Below are 19181 nucleotides of genomic sequence, written 5' to 3' on the forward strand. Positions count from 1 at the left end.
ATTCTCCTATCCTTTCAAATAAAATCGACTTGTATTTTCATATATTGTTTCTGCAACCTTATCAATGGATATGTTTTTTATAGAACTAATTTCCTTTAATACCTCTCGAATCATTCTTGGATGCGTTATAACACCCTCTTGAAATTCCCACGGTCCATCTGTTTCTACCATCATATATTCAAGCGGATAATACGAAACGATTTTTCTAATCTTCTCCTTATGTAAAACATCCGGTGTAATCGAAATATAATAATCATTTCTCATCATCCGTTTCATTGTTTCATCGCTTCCTTTAAACCAATGGAAGTGTGCACGTGAAACTTTATATTTCTCTAGCAAATCACATACAATGTCAGCATCTTCATAAACTGCGTGTAATACAATCGGCAAATTATACTTACTAGCTAGTTCTATAAATTTTTTCAATACAGCTATGTATGGATCTGCAGCAATTCTTTCATCTTCTTTTCTCAAATAATAGGGCAAACCTACTTCACCAATCGCAACAATTTCCTCTGCGTTCTGTTCAATAAGTTGATAAATCTGTTCACACTCTTCTTTATGAATCTGTTGCTCTGGATGAAACCCTATCGCTGGATATATAAAGGGATACTTCTTCGCTAAAGATAACGTTTCCTTACAAGATTGATAATTCATAGATACCGCAATAAGCCCCTTTATTTCATTACTATTTTCCACCTCTTTTAGTAATCTGCTCTTCTCTTCATCCTTATATTGATCAACATGTATATGACTATCAATCCATTTCATCTTTATGCCCCCATAAAAAAAACAAGAAAGGACTTCCTTTCTTGTTTTAGCATCTATATTATTTAACAATTAAGTTTGTTATGATATCAAATAATCCAATACACACTACGGCAACAGTAAAGTAGCTACAGAAATCTTTAATTGGTAACTTCACTACTTCTTCTTTACGCATCCCATTTTTCTCCCTTCTTACTAGATCCCTAATTATTTTTCTATCTGTATCTATTATGCAAAAAATATGACAAATTTACTATCGAATTAACTTACGTAAACCTTACAATGTTGTAAGGTTTTAAAAAAGATCCCCATCTTTATTCAGATGAGGATTATTAAAAATTAGTTGGTTTTTCATTCTTCATTACAAACAGAAAGTAATACATTGAGACTTTCTAGTTACACTATATGAAAATTACTATCTTTTAACTATCGAATTACATTACAGAAGGCTTACATGTTTGTAAGTTATGTGTAATGTAATTCGATAGTTCCCCTTACTTATATTTCGTACAATAAAGTTAGAAAGTAAGCCAAATAAGAAGAACAATCACATAACCAAATTACATTGCTAGTAGCTACTCTTCTTATACCTTTCACCCATGCTACTACAATGTACCCCCTTCCCCTTTATATAACAAAAAAGCCTTAGTCTATATGGACTAAGGCTTTTTTGTTAACCTTTAAAATACCCTTACCCAGTATTTTTATTTTCGACAAAAAATAGCTGGGGGTATATTTCGCTATCTCACCGTTAAAAGTTTACTCTTCGCATTTATAGGAATATTTGCAACCTCAATCTCTTCAATAGACTCACCGTAACGCCCTTTTGCAAAAACCTTTAATGCTTCATCTCTCTTTAACATATGCTTAACCGTTTTCTTTATTTTCTGCTCTCTACCACGTTCATCGAATGCAATAAATTCATATTCATACCACTCATCACCGATATGCTGACCAATTGTATTCACAACCGTATAGTATTCTTTCGTCTTATAAAATGGATTATATTTATCGATAACCGGTCCAAGTTTCGTAGGCAGCAACATTACTACTATCACTATCATCGCTATTATAGTAGTGATCATTTTTTTCTTCATAATAAACATTCCTCCTCTGCAGGATATATATACATCCATTTTAAAAAGGGGGAATAAAATCTACTATTGAATCTCCTTACATTACACTTACATTTTTGTAAGAATAAAAAAGGTGAACGAATTTACTCGTTCACCTTTTAGCTCGCTTTAAAACCACCACCCAGTACATCACGTACATCGTGAATAACAACGAAGGCATCTTCGTCTACTCGGCTAATAACTTGTTTTAACTTAACAAGCTCTTGTTTATTAATAACAACATATAATACTTCTTTATTCCTACCAGTATATCCACCGCGTCCTTCTAATACAGTAACACCGCGCGTCATATTTTTCGTAATAGCCTCTCGAATTAAGTCTGGTTGATTTGAAATAATCGTAACAGCCGTTTTTGTATCCATTCCTTCTACAATAAAATCAATCACCTTCGCTCCGATAAATACAGCTACAAGCGTATACATTGCTTTTTCTTGCCCTATTATAAATACAGAACCAGCAATTACAACGATATCAATAATAAGCACGCCTTTTCCGACGCTCCAACCTAAATATTGATTTGCTAACCGAGCTAGGATTGCTGATCCTCCCGATGTACCTCCAGCTTTGAACATACAGCCTAATCCAATACCTACAAATAAACCAGCAAATAAAGCTGCTAATAATGTATCGCTATTTACATGATACTCAATATGTTCTGTAACGTATAAAAACAAAGATGTTTCTACAATCCCTAAAATTGTATAGACCATCGTTTTCTTATCAAAAAATTTATAACCAACGGCTAGTAAAATTGCATTTATAGCAAAGTTCACAATCCCTGGTGACCAATCAAATAAATAGTACGTAACAACCGTTAAACCAATAATTCCACCCTCCGATAAACGGTTTGGAATTGCAAAGTAATTAATACCAATTGCGAATAATAATGAACCAATTGTAATTAGTGTTATTTCCTTTATACGTTGATTAACCATAGTTCATACCCTCCCCCCATTTGACATTGTATCACTATCTCCTAGAGGTTTAGAAGTTGTTTTTATTCAGCATTTTCCCTCTTAAAGATCGAGATATTATGTTTAAACAGAGGGGTGATTAATTATTCACATTCGCTCTAACTGCACGGACAAAGTGCTCCACATTCCCTTTCTGAATATACTTAGCGCGAATGGTTTCATGATTACAAGTAAATTCAAAATATGGCCGGAAATCTATGCTATCTATATGCAAATATGAATACTCTTGAAATGTTGCAGGATAGTACGGAAATTTCCCGTAAAACAGGAGACGTCTAGTAGTGGCAACAAAAATTCCATGTTGATACGATAATATAAAATTATCCTTCTCAACTATCCCTACCACAAAAGCCAGAATCTTTTCATCATCATCTACATACTTTTTCATACTCGATAAAAGTTCATTCATGCATATTCCTCCAAATTCTATTCACTGCATTAACACTTGAAAAGAATCCATGGATTATTACAGACCGGTTTAACTCCTTTATAAAGTATGAAACGCGTTTCCTGTCAAAGATATTTCAAAAAAATAATCCGTTATGCGATTATACACATAACGGATTACGATTAAACTGTAGAGCGTTCCACAAGTTCGTATGGAATTTCCAGCTTTTCTTGTTCAGAACTCTCGTCATTCACTTTTCTATGCAACATTTCAAAAGCAGTTTTCCCTATCTCCTTTAAATTTTGATCAATAGTTGTCAATTGTAACACTTGCGAGATGGGTTGATTATCAAAGCCAATAATCGCTAAATCCTCAGGAACTTGAATCCCTAATTTTTCAACCTCTGTCATAACCCCAATCGCAACTTCATCACCTGCTACTATTAATGCTTCAGGAAGATCCTGCATCTCTTTTAACTTATGAGCCACTTTTACACCATCTTCTAGTGTAAAACATTCTGTAAAAATCCATTCTTCATTAACCTCTTCGTCTATAGATTGCAATTGCTGTTTATAAACATCAAAACGCTTTTGACTACTCGGCCCTAATTTTCTTCCCGTACAATAACCAATTTTTTTATAACCTTTCTCAATCAAATAATCCATTCCTAATTGAAAGGCCGCTGAATGATTCGTATATACACTTGAGATGTTTGAAATATCATTATCTTCACAAGCAATTATTGTGCCGTAAGAAGCATACGGTTTTATCGTTTCCCAATCATTTGCACGTGAACAAATAATAAGACCATCCAATTGTTTTGTTTTTAACATATGTAAACTTTTCATTTCTTCTTTTTTATTATAATTCGTTTGGCAAAGTAGCACCCTGTAATTATGCGCTAACGCAGTCTCCATCATTCCGCTCACCATCGCATCAAAACACGGATGATTAATATACGGTAAAATCACACCAACAATATTCGTTTTTCCTTTTGATAAATGAACAGCATTTGCGTTTTGCGAGTAATTCAATTTCTCAACTATCTCTATAACCGCTTTTCTTTTTTCTTCACTTACATATGGGTGATCATTCAACACTCTCGAAACAGTCGTAACTGAAACTCCCGCCATCTTTGCAATATCTTTAATATTAGCCATACACTCACCTCTACCTTTAACTTAATGAATCTCATGAACATATGTCAAATCTTCTTATCATTACACCTTCATTCGTTTCTCTTACAAAAGTGTAATTTTTCTGTAAGCTAATTCGATAGTTACTTTCCGCAACATTTCATACAATTGAGTCAGAAACAGGGTAACAACTATTCGAAAAGGAGCGGATTAATATGATGAACAAAATGAAAACGAACAATTTCTTAAATACAATGGGCATGGTATTTTCCGCTCTTATCGACGCAAAAGCTGTTGCTTCTACATTAAACAAGTAAGGAGAATATATTATGAATAACATCACTTTTAACAAATTAGATTTTTTAGGACTAGCTAGTGGCTCTCTTCTTCTTACTGCTTTTATTTACGCCGCTACGCTTGTATAACTTTGTGTCCCCTTTCCCCTTTATTATAAATAGTAATAGAAAAGACGACCGTCTATGCCCGGTCGTCTTTTCTTATTTTTGATTTGATTGCAAAGCTTCTTTTAACTTCTCAAACTTCTCATTTAATTGATCTGTCATCATTTTCATAGCGGTTTTTCGATCTATTTGTTCTCCAGCCTCAATTTGAATTGGATCTCCAAAAATCAATTGTGCCTTTTTCCCCTTTATTAATTCTTTTACACTTGATGGACCAACATAAGCTGCTGGTACTAACGGAACATTAGAACGCATCGCAATTGTCACAGCACCCGCTTTTAATGAAACATCTTCCGCTGATCTTGTTCCACTCGGAAAAATCCCTACTACCTTTCCTTCTTTTAATAAACGTGATGGAATTTTAAGTGTACTTGGTCCTGGATTCGCACGATCTACAGGGAATGCATTTACATTTTTAAAGAACCAATTTTTGAATTTCCCTTCAAATAATTCTTTTTTGGCCATGTAATGAATTTGAGTTGGATACATCCCTGTAGCTAACATTAATACATCCATAAAACTTGTATGTGTACATGCAACAACATACGGTCCACCTTCTGGTAGCTTTTCTCTTCCTTGTACTTCTACTTTCCCAGCTGTTTTAAATATATATTTCAACAAAAATGTAATTGGTTTATACATTTGTTTCGTTCCTTTCTAAACATCCGAAGTATAATCATATTCTTATAATAATTATAACACTAAGTTTTAGGAGTTGGTAATAAAATTAAGAATGAATTGTTAAATTTCAATTCTTACAAAAGTGTAATTTTCTTGTAAGCTAATTCGATAGTTACTTCTTACTATATTTCATACAATTAAGTCAGAAACAGGGCAACAATTATTCGAAAAGGAGTCGATTAATATGATGAACAAAATGAAAACGAACAATTTCTTAAATACAATGGGCATGGTATTATCGGCTCTTTTCGATGCAAAAGCTGTTGCTTCTACATTAAACAAGTAAGGAGAATGTATTATGAATAACATTACTTTTAACAAATTAGATTTTTTAGGATTAGCTAGCGGCTCTCTTCTTCTTACTGCTTTCATTTACGCTGCTACGCTTGTATAACTTTGTGTCCCCTTTCCCCTTTATATAGAAAAAGACGACCGTCTATGCCCGGTCGTCTTTTTAATTTTTTCTTTCTTTCAACTCTTTTAAAAGCTGTATCAGCTCAGCTTGTTGTTTTATCTTTTTACGACCATTTCGATTAATTGCTGCAAGCTCACAGGCAACTCCGACGGCGAAGAAAAACAATAAACTTTCTAACATGTGAAATCCTCCATTTGCCTATTAAACAGCTTGACGTAATTGTTCTTCTTGTAAAACTCTCTTATTTATATTTTCTTCTTTTCTCTGGCAAACGTTATTGCGAATAAGTGCTGCAATAACAAGTACAGTCCCTATAATATCAAACATTGTGATCTGATACCCTTGCATCATCATAATAACTAAAGTCGTAATTGGTACAAAATTAATAAATAAAATCCCATTAATGGATGATAAAATTTTCACACCGTAGTTCCAAGCAAGTAGCGCTACAATACCTGGCAATGTCATCATAAATAACAAATCATACTTCACAATAGAAATCGTTCCCATACTAGGAACTGAAACATATCCAAGCGACGTAATAATTACCGTTATAATTCCTGTAACAGTCGTACCGAATACACACGTCAACGTAGAATAACGTAATGTTGACCAATCACTACACGTTTGACCACCCATCGTATAAATAACCCAGCCTACAACACCAATAAATATAAATGCTAATGAGAACATATTATCTTTCAATGTTACAAAGAAACTCATGTCACCTTTTGTAATAACAAACACAGCTCCTACAAAAGCAATAACCATACTCGTTATCATATACTTCTTCGGTTTTATATGCTTATATCCCCATAAAATACAAATAGAAATCATCGGCATAAGTGATTCCATAATGGAAGCTACCATTACACCCGACTTACCCATTAACATTTGCCCTAAAAATATGAGGACATTATATACTGTAAATGCCATCGTTCCAAAAAAGACGAGTAACTTTCCTCTTCCCTCTAAACGAAATGCCTGTTTTCCTTCTTTCATTAACAACAATACAATCAGCATTATCGCCACTGCTCCATAGCGAATAAGCGAAAAATAAAATGGATCTATGTATTCTAGCGCATGATCAGCAACTGGAAACATCGCTCCCCATGACATACTCGCAATTAAACACGCTAAAGCCCCTATTATCATTTGACCTCTTCTCACCGCAATCCCCCGTTTCTTTCTATTTGCACAAAGAGAATTGTAAAAGAAAAAATATATCACGTAAAATGATTCAAAATGATGTTAACTATCATTTATAATGATAGTTAACATCAAGGGGGATTACAAAATGGAATTACGAGACTTACAAATCTTTAAAAGCGTTGCCGACCAGGGTAGTGTAAGTAGCGCAGCAAAGGAATTAAATTATGTACAATCAAATGTAACTGCACGTATTAAACAACTAGAAAACGAATTAAAAACCCCACTCTTTTACCGCCATAAACGAGGAATGACTTTAACAGCTGAAGGAAGAAAAATGCTCGTTTATGTTAGTAAAATTTTGCAAGATGTCGACGAACTAAAACAAGTATTTTTAGATAGCGAAACACCTTCTGGTATATTAAAAATCGGTACAGTCGAAACAGTAAGTACACTACCTACCATTTTATCTTCTTACTATAAAAGCTATCCGAATGTCGATTTATCATTACAAGCGGGTCTAACAGAAGAATTAATTAGAGAAGTACTTGATCATCAATTAGATGGCGCCTTTATATCAGGTCCTATTAAACATCCACTAATCGAACAATACGATGTTAGTACAGAGAAATTAATGCTTATAACACAAAATAAAGCCTTTCATATAGAAGAATTTACAACAACGCCTCTACTCGTTTTTAACCAAGGATGTGGATACCGCTCCAAACTAGAACGTTGGCTTAAAGATGAAGGTTTGCTACCAAAAAGAATTATGGAATTCAATATATTAGAGACAATATTAAACAGTGTTGCACTCGGTCTCGGAATTACACTCGTACCACAGTCTGCTGTCCATCATCTTTCTAAAGCAGGTAAGGTACATTGTCATGCAATCCCTGAAAAATACGGCAGTATTTCAACGGTTTTCATACGCCGTAAAGATAGCTATATGACGAATTCAATGCGTAGTTTTTTAAAAACAATTGAAGACCATCATCATATCAATATGCTGTGAAAGACATTCTTACATGAATGTCTTTTTTTCTTACAAAAGTGTAAGTCTTTCGTAAGCTAATTCGATAGTTGCAAGTAGCCATATTCCCTATAATTAAGACATAAGCAGGGCAACAACAATTCGAAAAGGAGCGGATACGCATGATGAACAATATGAAATCAAATAAATTTTTAAATACAATGGGCATGGTGCTATCCGTACTTGTCGATGCAAAAGCTGTTGCAACTACATTAAACAAATAAGGAGAGATTATAATGAACAACATTACTTTCAACAAATCGGACTTTATCGGACTTGCAAGTGGAGCTACTCTTCTTACGGCTTTCATTTATACACTTGCTCAAGGTCTTGTTTAACACTTTGTTTCCCCAAACCCCTTTATATATAGAAAAAGCTGCTCGTCTTATAGACAAGCAGCTTTTTAGTTTGTTTCATATATAATTTGACCCGTTTTCGTAATATCATATCCGCCAATCGCATTTAATTCATTATGAAATTCTTCCGATTGCAGAATGTCTTTCACAACTTCAATCAACTCTTCATTTTCTTTATTCTTCAAAATTACTAAATCATACTGTTCTTTCATGATTGGAATAAAGTCCACATTTACAATTTGCGAAAACTTTTCTGAACCTACTCCTACATCAGCTTTTCCATTTGCAACTCGCGTGGCAACACCAAGATGATTCGATTCTTCCCATTCATATCCACTAATATCAGCTTTATTTAATTTTTGGATTCGTAATTGTTCATCCACTAACACTCTAATACCAGAACCCTTTTCTCGATTCACAAACTTTATAGTGGACCCGGATATGTCAGCCCATGTCTTTATTTTCTTCGGATTTCCTTTTTGAACATAAAATCCTACATTTCTGGACAATAAATTAATCATAAGACATGGCTGTCCTACTAAAATACGTTTTACGTAAGGAATATTATATGTACCCGTTTCACCATCAAACAAATGCAAACTAACGATACTTCCTTCTCCTTGATACATTTTCACTAAACTCGTTAAGCTACCTTGATACGCTCTTAAAACATTAGAACTTGGCAAACGATTTTCTATACGTTTAGCTAACATATCTAACGTTAGTTCTTGACCACTAATAATACACGTGTTCAAGATACTACTACCATCGTTTTTTACAGGATTAACTTGTACTTTTCCTGTTTTCATTTGCTTTATATATTGATCTAAATCTGCTGCATCAATGCGCATCTGTCTACCAACTCTATAAGAAGGAAGTTCTCCTTTTTTAATTAAGTCGTATACAGTTAATTTTGATACTTTTAATCGCTTTGCTACTTCTTCCGTTGTGTAGGAATGATGATCCATAGACGATTCCTCACTTTCTCCTTTCATTGTAACAAAGAAAAGAATATTTCTCCTATTTTTTAAAAATAGATATATGTTCAAATTATATTCAATTATAACTAATTATATTTAGTTATATTTAGTTATAATTAGATGTGTCAAAATGAAAGGGGATTTTTTTATGAATAAATTTACATTACGTTCCATCGGGGCACTTATACTTTCTTTCCTTCTTATATTTAACGCTGCTTGTACAAGTGGGGAAAAGCATACAAAGTCAGCTGCTAAAAAGGATAAAACAGTTGAACTCACTATCTCAGCTGCTGCAAGCTTACAAGATGCATTAAAAGAAATCGAAAAACAATATAAAGAAAAAGAGCCAAATATCAAACTTTCTTTTAACTTCGGTGCTTCTGGAGCACTTCAACAACAAATTGAACAAGGTGCACCTGCTGATTTATTCTTCTCAGCAGCAGAAGATAAATTCCAAACCCTTGTAAAAAAAGGATTCATTAATGAAAAAGAAGGGAAAAATCTTCTTGGAAATGAACTAGTTCTAGTCATCCCTAAAGATAGTTCTCTTACAAAATTTCAAGATTTAAAAGATGAGAAAATCAAAAAAATTGCACTTGGTACACCTGAATCTGTACCTGCTGGAAAATATGCAAAGGCTTCTCTAACACACGAAAACCTTTGGAATGATGTTCAAAATAAAGTCGTATTTACAAAAGATGTTCGCCAAGTGTTAACATATGTAGAAACAGGGAATATCGATGCTGGTATCGTATACAAAACAGATGCTCTCATTTCAGATAAAGTAAAGATTGGTGAAACAGCAGCAGCTACTTCTCATGAGCCAATCCACTATCCTTTAGGTGTTATAAAGGAATCTAAACATAAGAAAGAGGCGACTTCATTTTATGAGTATTTGCAGTCAAAAGATGCACAATCTATCTTTAAGAAATATGGATTTACAGTCCTGTCGTAATTACTATGAGCATTGATGCTATTATATCGCCTGTCTTTCTATCTTTAAGAGTAGCTGCGTGTGCCACTATTCTCGTTACAATTTTAGGGACGATTGTCGGGCGAGCACTAGCTCGCTCCTCATGGCGATATAAAGTACTATTAGAAACCATATTTTTATTACCAATGGTACTTCCACCAACTGTTATCGGCTTCTTTCTCATTATCATCTTTGGAAACAACAGCCCGATCGGAAGGTGGGTTGAATCATTATTTCAGCAGTCTATTATGTTCACATCTACCGCTGCGATCATCGCTTCTACAGTTGTTGCATTTCCGCTTATGTACCAATCAGCGAAAACGGGATTTTCTATCGCAAATGTACAAATTGAAGAAAGTGCTCGTGACCTTGGCGCAAGTGAATATCAAGTTTTTCTGCACGTTACACTTCCGCTCGCATTTCCTACATTACTAAGCGGGATGATTTTGAGCTTTGTCCGCGCGCTCGGTGAGTTTGGTGCTACACTCATGTTTGCCGGGAATATCCCTGGTAAAACACAGACAATCCCGACTGCAATTTACATGGCCATTGACGCAAGTAATATGCAACTCGCATGGACACTTGTAGTTATTACTATCGGTATGTCACTCGTATTTTTACTATGTATTCAACTTATTAATAAAAGAATTACTAACTCTTAAAGCAGCTTTTTTCGAAGCTGCTTCTTTATTTCTTAGGAAATAAAATATACCACCGGGAAATAACTGAATTTTACCTCTTATTTAAATATACATTTTATTTGAATTCACTTTCTAAAATAGGCAATTTCCTGTTATTATATGGAGGTGTTTCAAAAAATGAAGAAATGAAAACGCATTTATATCGTGAATTCTTCATCCTGTTTTAGCGATCGGTAATCTTCTACTCTATTAGTGGGGCATTACCGATCGTTAGAACGATATGTAACTATATTGGTATAGCAAACCGAAGGGAGTCTTGTAATGGACATTTTATTAGCGCTTCTTCCTGCAATTGCATGGGGAAACATCTTATTAGTAAGCGTAAAAATGGGCGGTGGTGCATATAGCCAAACGGTAGGTATGACAATCGGTGCTCTATTCTTCGCAACAATTATGTATGTATTTACTCAACCAGCTTTAACAATGACAATCTTAGTTGTTGGTTTTATTTCAGGTTTATTCTGGGCTTTAGGACAAGTAAACCAATTAAAAACAGTTGAAAAACTAGGTGTTTCAACTACTGTAACGATTTCTACTGGTATGCAACTTGTTGCAACTTCTATCTTTGGGGTTATCGCTTTCCGTGAGTGGACTACTACTACGACGATCATTCTGGGAACGATTGCAATCCTATTAATCGTAGTTGGTGTTGTATTCACATCATTAGATGATAAAGAAAATGCTCAGCCACCTGGACAATTGAAAAAAGGACTTCTTACTTTAATTGTTTCTACTTTCGGCTATCTTGTATATGTAATTATTATTCGTTGGTATAATATTGATGGTTGGTCTGCTATTTTACCACAAGCAGTTGGTATGTTTGTTGGTGCGGTTGTACTGACGTCTAAACATAAACCATTTAACAAATATGCAATCCGTAATGCTTTGTCTGGTTTACTATGGGGAACTGGAAACTTATTCTTACTTCTTTCATTACCACGTGTTGGAGTAGCAACAAGCTTCCCATTATCTCAAACTGGAATCGTTATCTCAACATTCGGTGCGATTGTATTCTTAGGTGAAAAGAAAACAAAACGCCAATTGATCTTTATTGCACTCGGTAGTGTTTTAATTATCGGCGGCGCTGTATTACTTGGTATGACAAAAGCATAATCTTATATTCTATTAATAAACCCCTGAAGCATATATGCTTCAGGGGTTTTTCAATTCTAATTATTTTCTAGATATAATTATCTGTATGTTCTTGTCCCTTATAATTGCTCTTCCACTCTAGCAAACCAGCTACACATATAAAGAGATTAATAACAGCTAATATTAGCATAACGTATAAACCAGTAGAAATATAAATTACAATGCTAACTACGTTATATAAAATCCACAAATGCCAGTTTTCTAATATTTTTCGACTTAACATAAATTGAGCCACTAGTCCCAATACGGCATTTAAAGCGTCTAAATATGGACTTGTTGACTCCAAATAACGGACTTGATAATAACCCCAACCAATCCAAGCAACTAAAATAAAACTTATATAAAAGGTCCACCCTTTCAAATCTAAACGAACTGTTGCTTTTACCTCTCCCTCCCCACTTCGTGCAATCCAATAATACCAACCATATACGTTAAAGATAAATTGAAAAGCGGCTAATACTGCCATTGCATATAAACCTTGTGTAATAAAAATATATAGAAATACCGCCACAGTAATCATGCCAAATAAAAAGTTGGATACTTTTTCTCTCGCTAATAACCAAACATTAATGATCCCCATAATTGATGCGAAAATTTCAATATAACTCGATTGAATATACAATCCAATTAATACACAAATAATACTAGAAACAAGTAAAAAAAGTGGACTTCTAACCATATTTATCTCTCCCCAGATGTGTAATAAATTCCCTATTACCAGTATAAGGAATAGCCCTTTCCTTTACCATGAATTTCCGCCTTCTCATTATCCATTCCATCTACGGTAAGTCTTTTCTTTTTACAAAATTCTCTTAAAGATGATATCGTTTTTATAACATATCTCTACTAGAAAGGAATAAAGGATATGCCTAACAAACATCGAATTTTATTTATTGGTGCTGGTCGTATGGCAGAAGCTATATTTTCCGGATTACTTAAAACAAGCAAAGAGTACATCGAAGAAATTATCATCTCTAACCGAAGCAACGTAGAAAAGTTAGAACAATTACAAAGGCGATATAATGTGTATATTACAACGGATTGGAAGCAGCATATTACATCTGTCGATACGGTTGTTTTAGCAATGCCACCTTCTGCTCATGAAGAATTATTAGCTGAGCTATCTCCGTTAATATCAAATCAACTTGTCGTAACAGTAGCAGCTGGCATTGGACCATCTTATTTAGAAGCTAGACTCCCAAAAGGCACACCTGTTGCTTGGATTATGCCTAATACAGCTGCTGAAATAGGAAAGTCTATCTCCTTATATACAATGGGACAATCAGTAACCGAGATGCATCAAGAAACCCTGCAACTGCTTTTAAGAGGTATTGGTACTTCGCAACTTTGTACTGAGGAAGAAGTTCATCAGCTTACTGCAGTTACTGGAAGTGCACCAGCCTTCCTTTATTACTTTGCTGAAAGCTTAATTGAAGCAACAAAAAGTTATGGAGTTGATGAAGAAACCGCAAAACATCTTGTCATTCAAATGATTTCTGGCTCTGCTTCTATGCTCGAACAAACGCAAAATCCAGCTAACCTCCGCGAACAAGTAACAACGCCAGGTGGTTCCACAGCTGAGGGTCTCAAAACTTTATACGAATATAATTTTTCAGAGGCAATTCAAAAAGCAGTAGAAGCAACAAACAAAAAAGCTAGGGGGAAATAATATGATTTTAACAAGTTTGAAAGACTATACAACATTACATAACGGTGTAAAAATGCCTTGGTTTGGTTTAGGTGTTTTTAAAGTAGAAGATGGTTCAGAAGTAATTGATTCTGTAAAAGCAGCAATTAAAAATGGCTACCGCAGCATCGATACTGCAGCAATCTATCAAAATGAAGAAGGCGTTGGGCAAGCGATTCGTGAATCCGGTGTTTCACGTGAAGAATTATTTATTACCTCAAAAGTATGGAATAGCGATCAAGGATATGAAACAACACTTCAAGCATTTGAAACTACATTAGAGAAATTAGGTCTAGAATATTTAGATTTATATTTAGTACATTGGCCTGTAAAAGGGAAATATACTGAATCATGGAAAGCATTAGAAACACTTTATAAAGATGGCCGTGTTCGCGCTATCGGTGTGAGTAATTTCCACATTCACCACTTACAAGACGTATTTGAAATTGCTGAAATTAAGCCAATGGTCAACCAAGTGGAATACCACCCACGTTTAGCACAAGAAGAGTTACATGCATTCTGTAAAGAACATAATATCCAGCTTGAAGCTTGGTCACCATTAATGCAAGGACAACTACTAGATAATCCAACGTTACAAGAAATTGCGACAAAATATAATAAATCAACTGCGCAAATTATTTTACGTTGGGATTTACAAAACGAAGTTGTAACAATTCCCAAATCAATTAAAGAACATCGCATTATTGAAAATGCAAACATCTTCGACTTTGAATTAAGTGCTGATGATATGAAAGCACTTCAAGCTTTAAATGAAGATCGTCGCGTTGGTCCAGATCCAGATAACTTTAACTTCTAGTAGAAAAACCACTGCCATATGCAGTGGTTTTTTTATTTCAGAAAACTGAAAATTTAAACTATATTTCATTTAGTTGACACTTCATTATTCAAGGTGTAAGATTTTGAATTATCAAAGAAACACAAAAATTAATAAAATTTATTCGTTTACTCATTGTATCAAGAGAGGTGGAGGGACTGGCCCTTTGAAACCTCGGCAACAGGTTCATTTTGAATACTGTGCCACTTCCTGCAAGCTTTATGCTTGAAAGATAGAATGAGGGACTTCGTTTATATACGGGTGCATAACTTGTACGTAAAAATCCCTCTTTCTCAATATGAAAAGAGGGATTTTTTATTTTTCATTTCCCTCATCATCATCCAAACTTAATTATTTAGGAGGAAAATCAAATGAAAAAGAAGTTTGTACCCGGTATTGCATCAGTTGTAGGAGTAAGTATTTTATTAACTGGTTGCGGTAGTTATAAAAACGAAGCGAGCGGAGCAAATGCAAAAGACGAGGCACCTAGTAAACAGGTTTTAAACTTATCTTCACCTACTGAAATACGAACAATGGATACGGCTCGTGCTACAGATACTGATTCTGGTCAAGTAATGAGAAACGTATTTGAAGGTTTGTATAATCTTGGTGAAGGTAACAAACCTTTCCCTGGCGTTGCAAAATCTCATGAAGTAAGTGGCGATAAAACAAAATACACATTCCACCTACGAGATTCAAAATGGTCAAACGGCACTCCTGTTACAGCGAAAGATTTTGTGTTCGCTTGGCAACGTGCCGTAGATCCAGCAACAGCCTCTGAATATGCATTTCTATTCTTTGATATTAAAAACGCAACAAAAATTAACAACAAAGAACTTCCAGCCGACCAACTTGGTGTAAAAGCAGTTGATGAACATACGTTTGAGGTAGAATTAGAGCGTCCTGTTCCTTATTTTATTAGCTTAACAGCGTTCCCAACATTTCTACCAATTAATGAGGAATTCTTTAAAGCACAAGGTGATAAGTACGCTTTAGAAGATAATACAATCTTGTACAATGGAGCTTTTACACTAAGCGATTGGAAGCACGAACAAAGCTTTAAATTCAAGAAAAACCCTACCTATTGGGATAAAGATACTGTCAAACTAGAAGAAATCAATTTTAACGTCGTAAAAGAAAAATCAACAGAAGTAAATTTATTCGAGTCAAAACAATTAGATCGTATAAAACTAACATCTGACTTCGTCGATAAATATAAAAAGGATGCTAACTTTAAAGAACGTCCAAACGTAGGCGTACAATTTTTACGTATGAATCAACAAAACAAAGTGCTTCAAAACGTTTCTGCACGCCAAGCAATTGATCAAACAATTGATAGAAAATCCTTTGTAAATACGTTATTAAATGATGGATCTACACCAACATTTGGTCTCGTTCCAAAAAACTTTGCAAAAGGACCTGAAGGAAAAGACTTCCGTACTGCAAACGGCGATTTAACAAAAGTTGATACAAAATCTGCACAAAAGTTATGGGAAAAAGCTAAACAAGAGCTTGGTTCTGAAAAGATAACATTAGAATTATTAACGAGTGATGCTGACCTTGATAAGAAAACTGGTGAATTCTTAAAAGGGCAACTAGAAAAGAATTTAGATGGATTAACAATAAATATAAAACCGCAACCGCGTAAGCAACAAGTTTCGCTTTTATTAAAAGGTGACTACGAAATCGGAATTGACGGCTGGAGCCCTGACTTTGCGGATCCAATTACATTCCTTGAGCTATTTACAACGAATAACCCTTATAACTTAGATCATTACTCTAATAAGGAATTCGATGAAACAATAGCAAAAGTGAAAACAACTTTAGCTGGTGATGAAAAAGCTCGCTGGGAAGCATTACTAGAATCCGAGAAAATATTATTTAAAGACTCTGTTATCGCTCCTCTTTACCAAAAAGGCGAATCTTATTTAGAACGTTCTTATGTGAAAGGAATTGTGCAAGTAGACTTTGCGGGTCAATTAAACTTCAAGTGGGCAAAAATTGAAAAATAAAGTAAAACCGTAATAAGTGGGGGTTCTTCATCCCCACTTATTATTAGCCCACATCAATTGTTTTTTTAGCAAAATATATTAAAAGCAGGTTCTCTCACACAAGAGAATTTACTTTTTTAATATATTATTCTAAGAAATTAACATCCTATTTTTATTATTGACATATAGTTCTTTCCAGTGTTAATATTCTAAATAATCAAAGAAACAAAATATTTCACCATCAAAATATAATGTCTACTAAGTTGAAACATATAACGATAGATTATAGCTCAACATGTATATACATATAGAACACCTGATTACCTATAAACAAATATTTATAATAGGTTCTATCTCCTTCTATAGCTACTTCAAGACATGGACATTATGACGTTACGAACAACACATTTAGGGAGGAACGAACAATGAAGAAAAAAGTTGTACCTGTTGTTGCATCTGTTTTAGGGGCAAGTCTATTACTAACTGCTTGTGGGGGAAATAAAGATAATGCAGGCGGAGCGAAAGCAAACGATAAAGTACCTGATAAACAAGCAATTAACTTATCATTCGCTTCAGAAATTCCAACAATGGATGTTGCAAAAGCAACGGATGGGGAATCCATGAATGTAATGCGCAATGTTTTTGAAGGTTTATATGCAATGGGAGAAGATAATAAACCGATTCCTGGTGTTGCTGAGTCGGTTGACATTAGTCCCGATAAAACAAAATATACATTCCATCTGCGTAATTCAAAATGGTCAAACGGTACTCCTGTTACAGCAAAGGACTTCGTCTTTGCTTGGCAACGTGCCGTAAATCCTGATACAGCAGCTGAATACGCATTCTTATTCTTCGATGTACAGAATGCGAAACAAATAAACCAAAAGCAATTACCAATTGATCAACTAGGGGTCAAAGCTGTTGATGACAAAACGCTAGAAGTACAACTAGACCGTCCTGTTCCTTACTTCTTAAGCTTAACGACATTCTCAACATTCTTGCCAATTAATGAAGAGTACTTAAAGTCTCAGGGCGATAAATACGGTTTAGAAACAAATCATTTAATTTACAACGGTGCTTTCACATTAGATAACTGGAAACACGAACAAAGTTTCCAATTGAAGAAAAACCCTAACTATTGGGATGCTAAAACGGTAAAATTAGAAGAGATCAACTTCAATGTCGTTAAAGATAAGTCTACAGAAGTGAACTTATATGATTCAGGACAAATTGATCGCGTTGCTTTAACTGCAGAGTTTGTTGATAAATATAAGAGCGATCCAAACTTTAAGGAACGCGCTGAAGTCGGCATTCAATTCTTACGACTAAATCAGAAAAATGAAACATTAAAAAATCAACATGCACGCCTTGCTATTAACGGCGCAATGAATAAAAAGGCTTACGTAGAAACAATTTTAAATAACGGTGCTATTCCAGCTGAAGGAATGGTTCCTGCGAAATTTGCAAAGAGTTCAGAAGGCAATGACTTCCGTAAAGAAAATGGAAATCTAGTCAAGGATGATGTGAAAACAGCGAAAGAAAACTGGAAAAAAGCAAAACAAGAACTTGGTACTGACAAAGTAACAATCGAACTATTAACAAGTGACAATGCTTTAGCTAAAAAGACTGGTGAATATTTAAAAGGTGAGTTAGAAAAGAACTTAGATGGATTAACAGTGAATTTAAAACCGCAACCACGTAAACAACAGGTGAAACTACTATTAAGTGGTGACTATGAAATTGGTATTGACGGCTGGGGCCCTGACTTCGCTGATCCAATTACATTCTTAGATTTATTTACAACAGATAGTGCTTATAACTTCGATAAGTACTCTAACAAAGAGTACGATGAGCTCATTCATAAAGTGAAAACAGATTTAGCTGGCGATGAAAAAGCACGCTTTGAAGCAATGAAGCAAGCTGAAAAAATTCTATTACAAGACGGCGCTGTCGCTCCTTTATACCAACAAGGTCGTTCTTACTTACAACGCTCTTTCATTAAAGGACTTGTAACGACTGACTTCGGCGGTGAATTTAACTATAAGTGGACAGAAGTTGCAAAATAACAAAAGTAAAAAGGTATCCTACGAAGGATACCTTTTACTTTTATACAACTTTAACTACAGAGCTTCCTCTTCCCTTTACCATTCCTTTTATAGCTAAAGTCGTCACTGCTACTAATTGTGTAACCAATACAATAACTAATAATGAAATAATATTTCTCTCTAAACTAACTCCTCCGAATATTATTGTATAATAGCCATTTGCTGCATATGTTGCTTGAAATAATTCACCGATCGTTTGATACGTTTTAGAAAGCATTTCAGTACCTCCTCACAACTTCAATTTACCATATACATACAAA

The 19181-nt window shown here is 34.5% G+C and carries 22 protein-coding genes and 1 riboswitch; of the genes, 11 read left to right on the plus strand and 11 right to left on the minus strand.

All coding sequences use genetic code 11. The features are described from left to right. Nucleotides 1-6 precede the first annotated feature (6 nt). The 5 genes from ACTJJY_RS14365 to ACTJJY_RS14385 form a co-directional block, all read right to left on the minus strand. Nucleotides 7-771: a TatD family hydrolase gene (locus ACTJJY_RS14365; protein WP_440605780.1), complete on the minus strand. Its 765-nt coding sequence runs from the start codon at nt 769-771 to the stop codon at nt 7-9. A 737-nt stretch (nt 772-1508) separates the two neighbouring features. Then, a complete protein-coding gene (locus tag ACTJJY_RS14370) occupies nt 1509-1865 on the minus strand; it encodes a YxeA family protein (protein WP_000728423.1) in 357 nt (118 codons plus the stop codon). A gap of 137 nt (nt 1866-2002) precedes the next feature. Beyond that, complete coding sequence (locus ACTJJY_RS14375) at nt 2003-2839, minus strand: YitT family protein (protein WP_098612385.1); 837 nt, start codon at nt 2837-2839, stop codon at nt 2003-2005. A 118-nt stretch (nt 2840-2957) separates the two neighbouring features. Further along, the gene (locus ACTJJY_RS14380) at nt 2958-3287 is read right to left on the minus strand and encodes a PH domain-containing protein (protein ID WP_440605781.1); all 330 of its coding nucleotides are present in this window, start codon (nt 3285-3287) and stop codon (nt 2958-2960) included. A gap of 161 nt (nt 3288-3448) precedes the next feature. Further along, nucleotides 3449-4426 (minus strand): LacI family DNA-binding transcriptional regulator, encoded by a 978-nt coding sequence (locus ACTJJY_RS14385; RefSeq protein ID WP_440605782.1) that lies wholly within the window; start codon nt 4424-4426, stop codon nt 3449-3451. A gap of 305 nt (nt 4427-4731) precedes the next feature. Between ACTJJY_RS14385 and ACTJJY_RS14390 the strand changes: the two genes are divergently transcribed. Continuing rightward, nucleotides 4732-4827: a DUF3948 family protein gene (locus tag ACTJJY_RS14390; protein ID WP_001060007.1), complete on the plus strand. Its 96-nt coding sequence runs from the start codon at nt 4732-4734 to the stop codon at nt 4825-4827. Nucleotides 4828-4899: 72 nt separating this feature from the next. On the opposite strand, the gene ACTJJY_RS14395 is transcribed toward ACTJJY_RS14390, so the two are convergent. After that, nucleotides 4900-5505 (minus strand): lysophospholipid acyltransferase family protein, encoded by a 606-nt coding sequence (locus tag ACTJJY_RS14395; RefSeq protein ID WP_440605783.1) that lies wholly within the window; start codon nt 5503-5505, stop codon nt 4900-4902. Nucleotides 5506-5842: 337 nt separating this feature from the next. On the opposite strand from ACTJJY_RS14395, the gene ACTJJY_RS14400 reads away from it, so the two are divergent. Further along, nucleotides 5843-5938, plus strand: a complete 96-nt coding sequence (locus ACTJJY_RS14400; RefSeq protein WP_001060007.1) for a DUF3948 family protein — start codon at nt 5843-5845, stop codon at nt 5936-5938. Nucleotides 5939-5998: 60 nt separating this feature from the next. On the opposite strand, the gene ACTJJY_RS14405 is transcribed toward ACTJJY_RS14400, so the two are convergent. Together ACTJJY_RS14405 and ACTJJY_RS14410 are read right to left on the minus strand one after the other, a co-directional pair. Further along, nucleotides 5999-6139 carry a YrzO family protein gene (locus ACTJJY_RS14405; RefSeq protein ID WP_000894065.1) on the minus strand — a complete coding sequence of 47 codons (141 nt, stop codon included), beginning with the start codon at nt 6137-6139 and terminating at the stop codon, nt 5999-6001. 21 nt (nt 6140-6160) lie between these two features. Next, nucleotides 6161-7129, minus strand: coding sequence for a DMT family transporter (locus tag ACTJJY_RS14410; RefSeq protein WP_002004285.1), 969 nt, complete (start codon nt 7127-7129; stop codon nt 6161-6163). Between the two features lie 127 nt (nt 7130-7256). Here ACTJJY_RS14410 and ACTJJY_RS14415 point away from each other — a divergent pair, with 127 nt between their 5' ends. Continuing rightward, on the plus strand, nt 7257-8123 hold the full coding sequence (locus ACTJJY_RS14415; RefSeq protein ID WP_000423031.1) for a LysR family transcriptional regulator: 867 nt from the start codon (nt 7257-7259) through the stop codon (nt 8121-8123). A gap of 254 nt (nt 8124-8377) precedes the next feature. Beyond that, nucleotides 8378-8479 carry a DUF3948 family protein gene (locus ACTJJY_RS14420; protein WP_001060018.1) on the plus strand — a complete coding sequence of 34 codons (102 nt, stop codon included), beginning with the start codon at nt 8378-8380 and terminating at the stop codon, nt 8477-8479. Nucleotides 8480-8544: 65 nt separating this feature from the next. Here ACTJJY_RS14420 and ACTJJY_RS14425 read toward each other — a convergent pair whose 3' ends face one another. Beyond that, nucleotides 8545-9465, minus strand: coding sequence for a substrate-binding domain-containing protein (locus ACTJJY_RS14425; RefSeq protein WP_145959721.1), 921 nt, complete (start codon nt 9463-9465; stop codon nt 8545-8547). A 160-nt stretch (nt 9466-9625) separates the two neighbouring features. Between ACTJJY_RS14425 and modA the strand changes: the two genes are divergently transcribed. From modA to ACTJJY_RS14440, 3 genes are all read left to right on the plus strand, one after another. Further along, the gene (gene modA, locus ACTJJY_RS14430) at nt 9626-10432 is read left to right on the plus strand and encodes a molybdate ABC transporter substrate-binding protein (protein ID WP_440605784.1); all 807 of its coding nucleotides are present in this window, start codon (nt 9626-9628) and stop codon (nt 10430-10432) included. A gap of 5 nt (nt 10433-10437) precedes the next feature. Further along, nucleotides 10438-11112 carry a molybdate ABC transporter permease subunit gene (modB, locus tag ACTJJY_RS14435; RefSeq protein WP_440605785.1) on the plus strand — a complete coding sequence of 225 codons (675 nt, stop codon included), beginning with the start codon at nt 10438-10440 and terminating at the stop codon, nt 11110-11112. Between the two features lie 300 nt (nt 11113-11412). Continuing rightward, on the plus strand, nt 11413-12264 hold the full coding sequence (locus ACTJJY_RS14440) for a GRP family sugar transporter (protein WP_101168464.1): 852 nt from the start codon (nt 11413-11415) through the stop codon (nt 12262-12264). A 67-nt stretch (nt 12265-12331) separates the two neighbouring features. Here the strand turns inward: ACTJJY_RS14440 and pnuC are convergent, their stop codons facing one another. After that, entirely contained in the window at nt 12332-12982 is a 651-nt protein-coding gene (gene pnuC, locus ACTJJY_RS14445; protein ID WP_440605786.1) for a nicotinamide riboside transporter PnuC, read from the minus strand. A 186-nt stretch (nt 12983-13168) separates the two neighbouring features. Between pnuC and proC the strand changes: the two genes are divergently transcribed. The 4 genes from proC (at nt 13169) to ACTJJY_RS14465 (ending at nt 18882) form a co-directional block, all read left to right on the plus strand. Further along, nucleotides 13169-13972, plus strand: coding sequence for a pyrroline-5-carboxylate reductase (proC, locus tag ACTJJY_RS14450; protein WP_440605787.1), 804 nt, complete (start codon nt 13169-13171; stop codon nt 13970-13972). Between the two features lies 1 nt (nt 13973). Continuing rightward, nucleotides 13974-14807 (plus strand): aldo/keto reductase, encoded by an 834-nt coding sequence (locus tag ACTJJY_RS14455; protein WP_440605788.1) that lies wholly within the window; start codon nt 13974-13976, stop codon nt 14805-14807. 152 nt (nt 14808-14959) lie between these two features. Next, nucleotides 14960-15064: riboswitch (SAM riboswitch) on the plus strand. Nucleotides 15065-15196: 132 nt separating this feature from the next. Next, on the plus strand, nt 15197-16837 hold the full coding sequence (locus ACTJJY_RS14460) for a peptide ABC transporter substrate-binding protein (RefSeq protein WP_440605789.1): 1641 nt from the start codon (nt 15197-15199) through the stop codon (nt 16835-16837). A gap of 404 nt (nt 16838-17241) precedes the next feature. Then, the gene (locus ACTJJY_RS14465; RefSeq protein ID WP_440605790.1) at nt 17242-18882 is read left to right on the plus strand and encodes an ABC transporter substrate-binding protein; all 1641 of its coding nucleotides are present in this window, start codon (nt 17242-17244) and stop codon (nt 18880-18882) included. Between the two features lie 40 nt (nt 18883-18922). Here ACTJJY_RS14465 and ACTJJY_RS14470 read toward each other — a convergent pair whose 3' ends face one another. Further along, complete coding sequence (locus ACTJJY_RS14470; protein WP_000949587.1) at nt 18923-19138, minus strand: hypothetical protein; 216 nt, start codon at nt 19136-19138, stop codon at nt 18923-18925. Nucleotides 19139-19181 lie beyond the last annotated feature (43 nt).

The organism is Bacillus sp. 22475 (assembly GCF_052044835.1).
In the GTDB taxonomy this organism is placed as follows: domain Bacteria; phylum Bacillota; class Bacilli; order Bacillales; family Bacillaceae_G; genus Bacillus_A; species Bacillus_A cereus.

Coding starts and splice junctions, on each gene's coding strand:
- ACTJJY_RS14460 (WP_440605789.1), top strand. CDS start 15,197: ATGAAAAAGAAGTTTGTACCCGGTATTGCATCAGTTGTAGGAGTAAGT.
- ACTJJY_RS14375 (WP_098612385.1), bottom strand. CDS start 2,839: ATGGTTAATCAACGTATAAAGGAAATAACACTAATTACAATTGGTTCA.
- ACTJJY_RS14400 (WP_001060007.1), top strand. CDS start 5,843: ATGAATAACATTACTTTTAACAAATTAGATTTTTTAGGATTAGCTAGC.
- modB (WP_440605785.1), top strand. CDS start 10,438: ATGAGCATTGATGCTATTATATCGCCTGTCTTTCTATCTTTAAGAGTA.
- ACTJJY_RS14365 (WP_440605780.1), bottom strand. CDS start 771: ATGAAATGGATTGATAGTCATATACATGTTGATCAATATAAGGATGAA.
- pnuC (WP_440605786.1), bottom strand. CDS start 12,982: ATGGTTAGAAGTCCACTTTTTTTACTTGTTTCTAGTATTATTTGTGTA.
- ACTJJY_RS14405 (WP_000894065.1), bottom strand. CDS start 6,139: ATGTTAGAAAGTTTATTGTTTTTCTTCGCCGTCGGAGTTGCCTGTGAG.
- ACTJJY_RS14415 (WP_000423031.1), top strand. CDS start 7,257: ATGGAATTACGAGACTTACAAATCTTTAAAAGCGTTGCCGACCAGGGT.
- ACTJJY_RS14455 (WP_440605788.1), top strand. CDS start 13,974: ATGATTTTAACAAGTTTGAAAGACTATACAACATTACATAACGGTGTA.
- ACTJJY_RS14390 (WP_001060007.1), top strand. CDS start 4,732: ATGAATAACATCACTTTTAACAAATTAGATTTTTTAGGACTAGCTAGT.
- ACTJJY_RS14440 (WP_101168464.1), top strand. CDS start 11,413: ATGGACATTTTATTAGCGCTTCTTCCTGCAATTGCATGGGGAAACATC.
- modA (WP_440605784.1), top strand. CDS start 9,626: ATGAATAAATTTACATTACGTTCCATCGGGGCACTTATACTTTCTTTC.
- ACTJJY_RS14380 (WP_440605781.1), bottom strand. CDS start 3,287: ATGAATGAACTTTTATCGAGTATGAAAAAGTATGTAGATGATGATGAA.
- ACTJJY_RS14370 (WP_000728423.1), bottom strand. CDS start 1,865: ATGAAGAAAAAAATGATCACTACTATAATAGCGATGATAGTGATAGTA.
- ACTJJY_RS14425 (WP_145959721.1), bottom strand. CDS start 9,465: ATGGATCATCATTCCTACACAACGGAAGAAGTAGCAAAGCGATTAAAA.
- ACTJJY_RS14465 (WP_440605790.1), top strand. CDS start 17,242: ATGAAGAAAAAAGTTGTACCTGTTGTTGCATCTGTTTTAGGGGCAAGT.
- ACTJJY_RS14470 (WP_000949587.1), bottom strand. CDS start 19,138: ATGCTTTCTAAAACGTATCAAACGATCGGTGAATTATTTCAAGCAACA.
- ACTJJY_RS14395 (WP_440605783.1), bottom strand. CDS start 5,505: ATGTATAAACCAATTACATTTTTGTTGAAATATATATTTAAAACAGCT.
- ACTJJY_RS14420 (WP_001060018.1), top strand. CDS start 8,378: ATGAACAACATTACTTTCAACAAATCGGACTTTATCGGACTTGCAAGT.
- ACTJJY_RS14385 (WP_440605782.1), bottom strand. CDS start 4,426: ATGGCTAATATTAAAGATATTGCAAAGATGGCGGGAGTTTCAGTTACG.
- proC (WP_440605787.1), top strand. CDS start 13,169: ATGCCTAACAAACATCGAATTTTATTTATTGGTGCTGGTCGTATGGCA.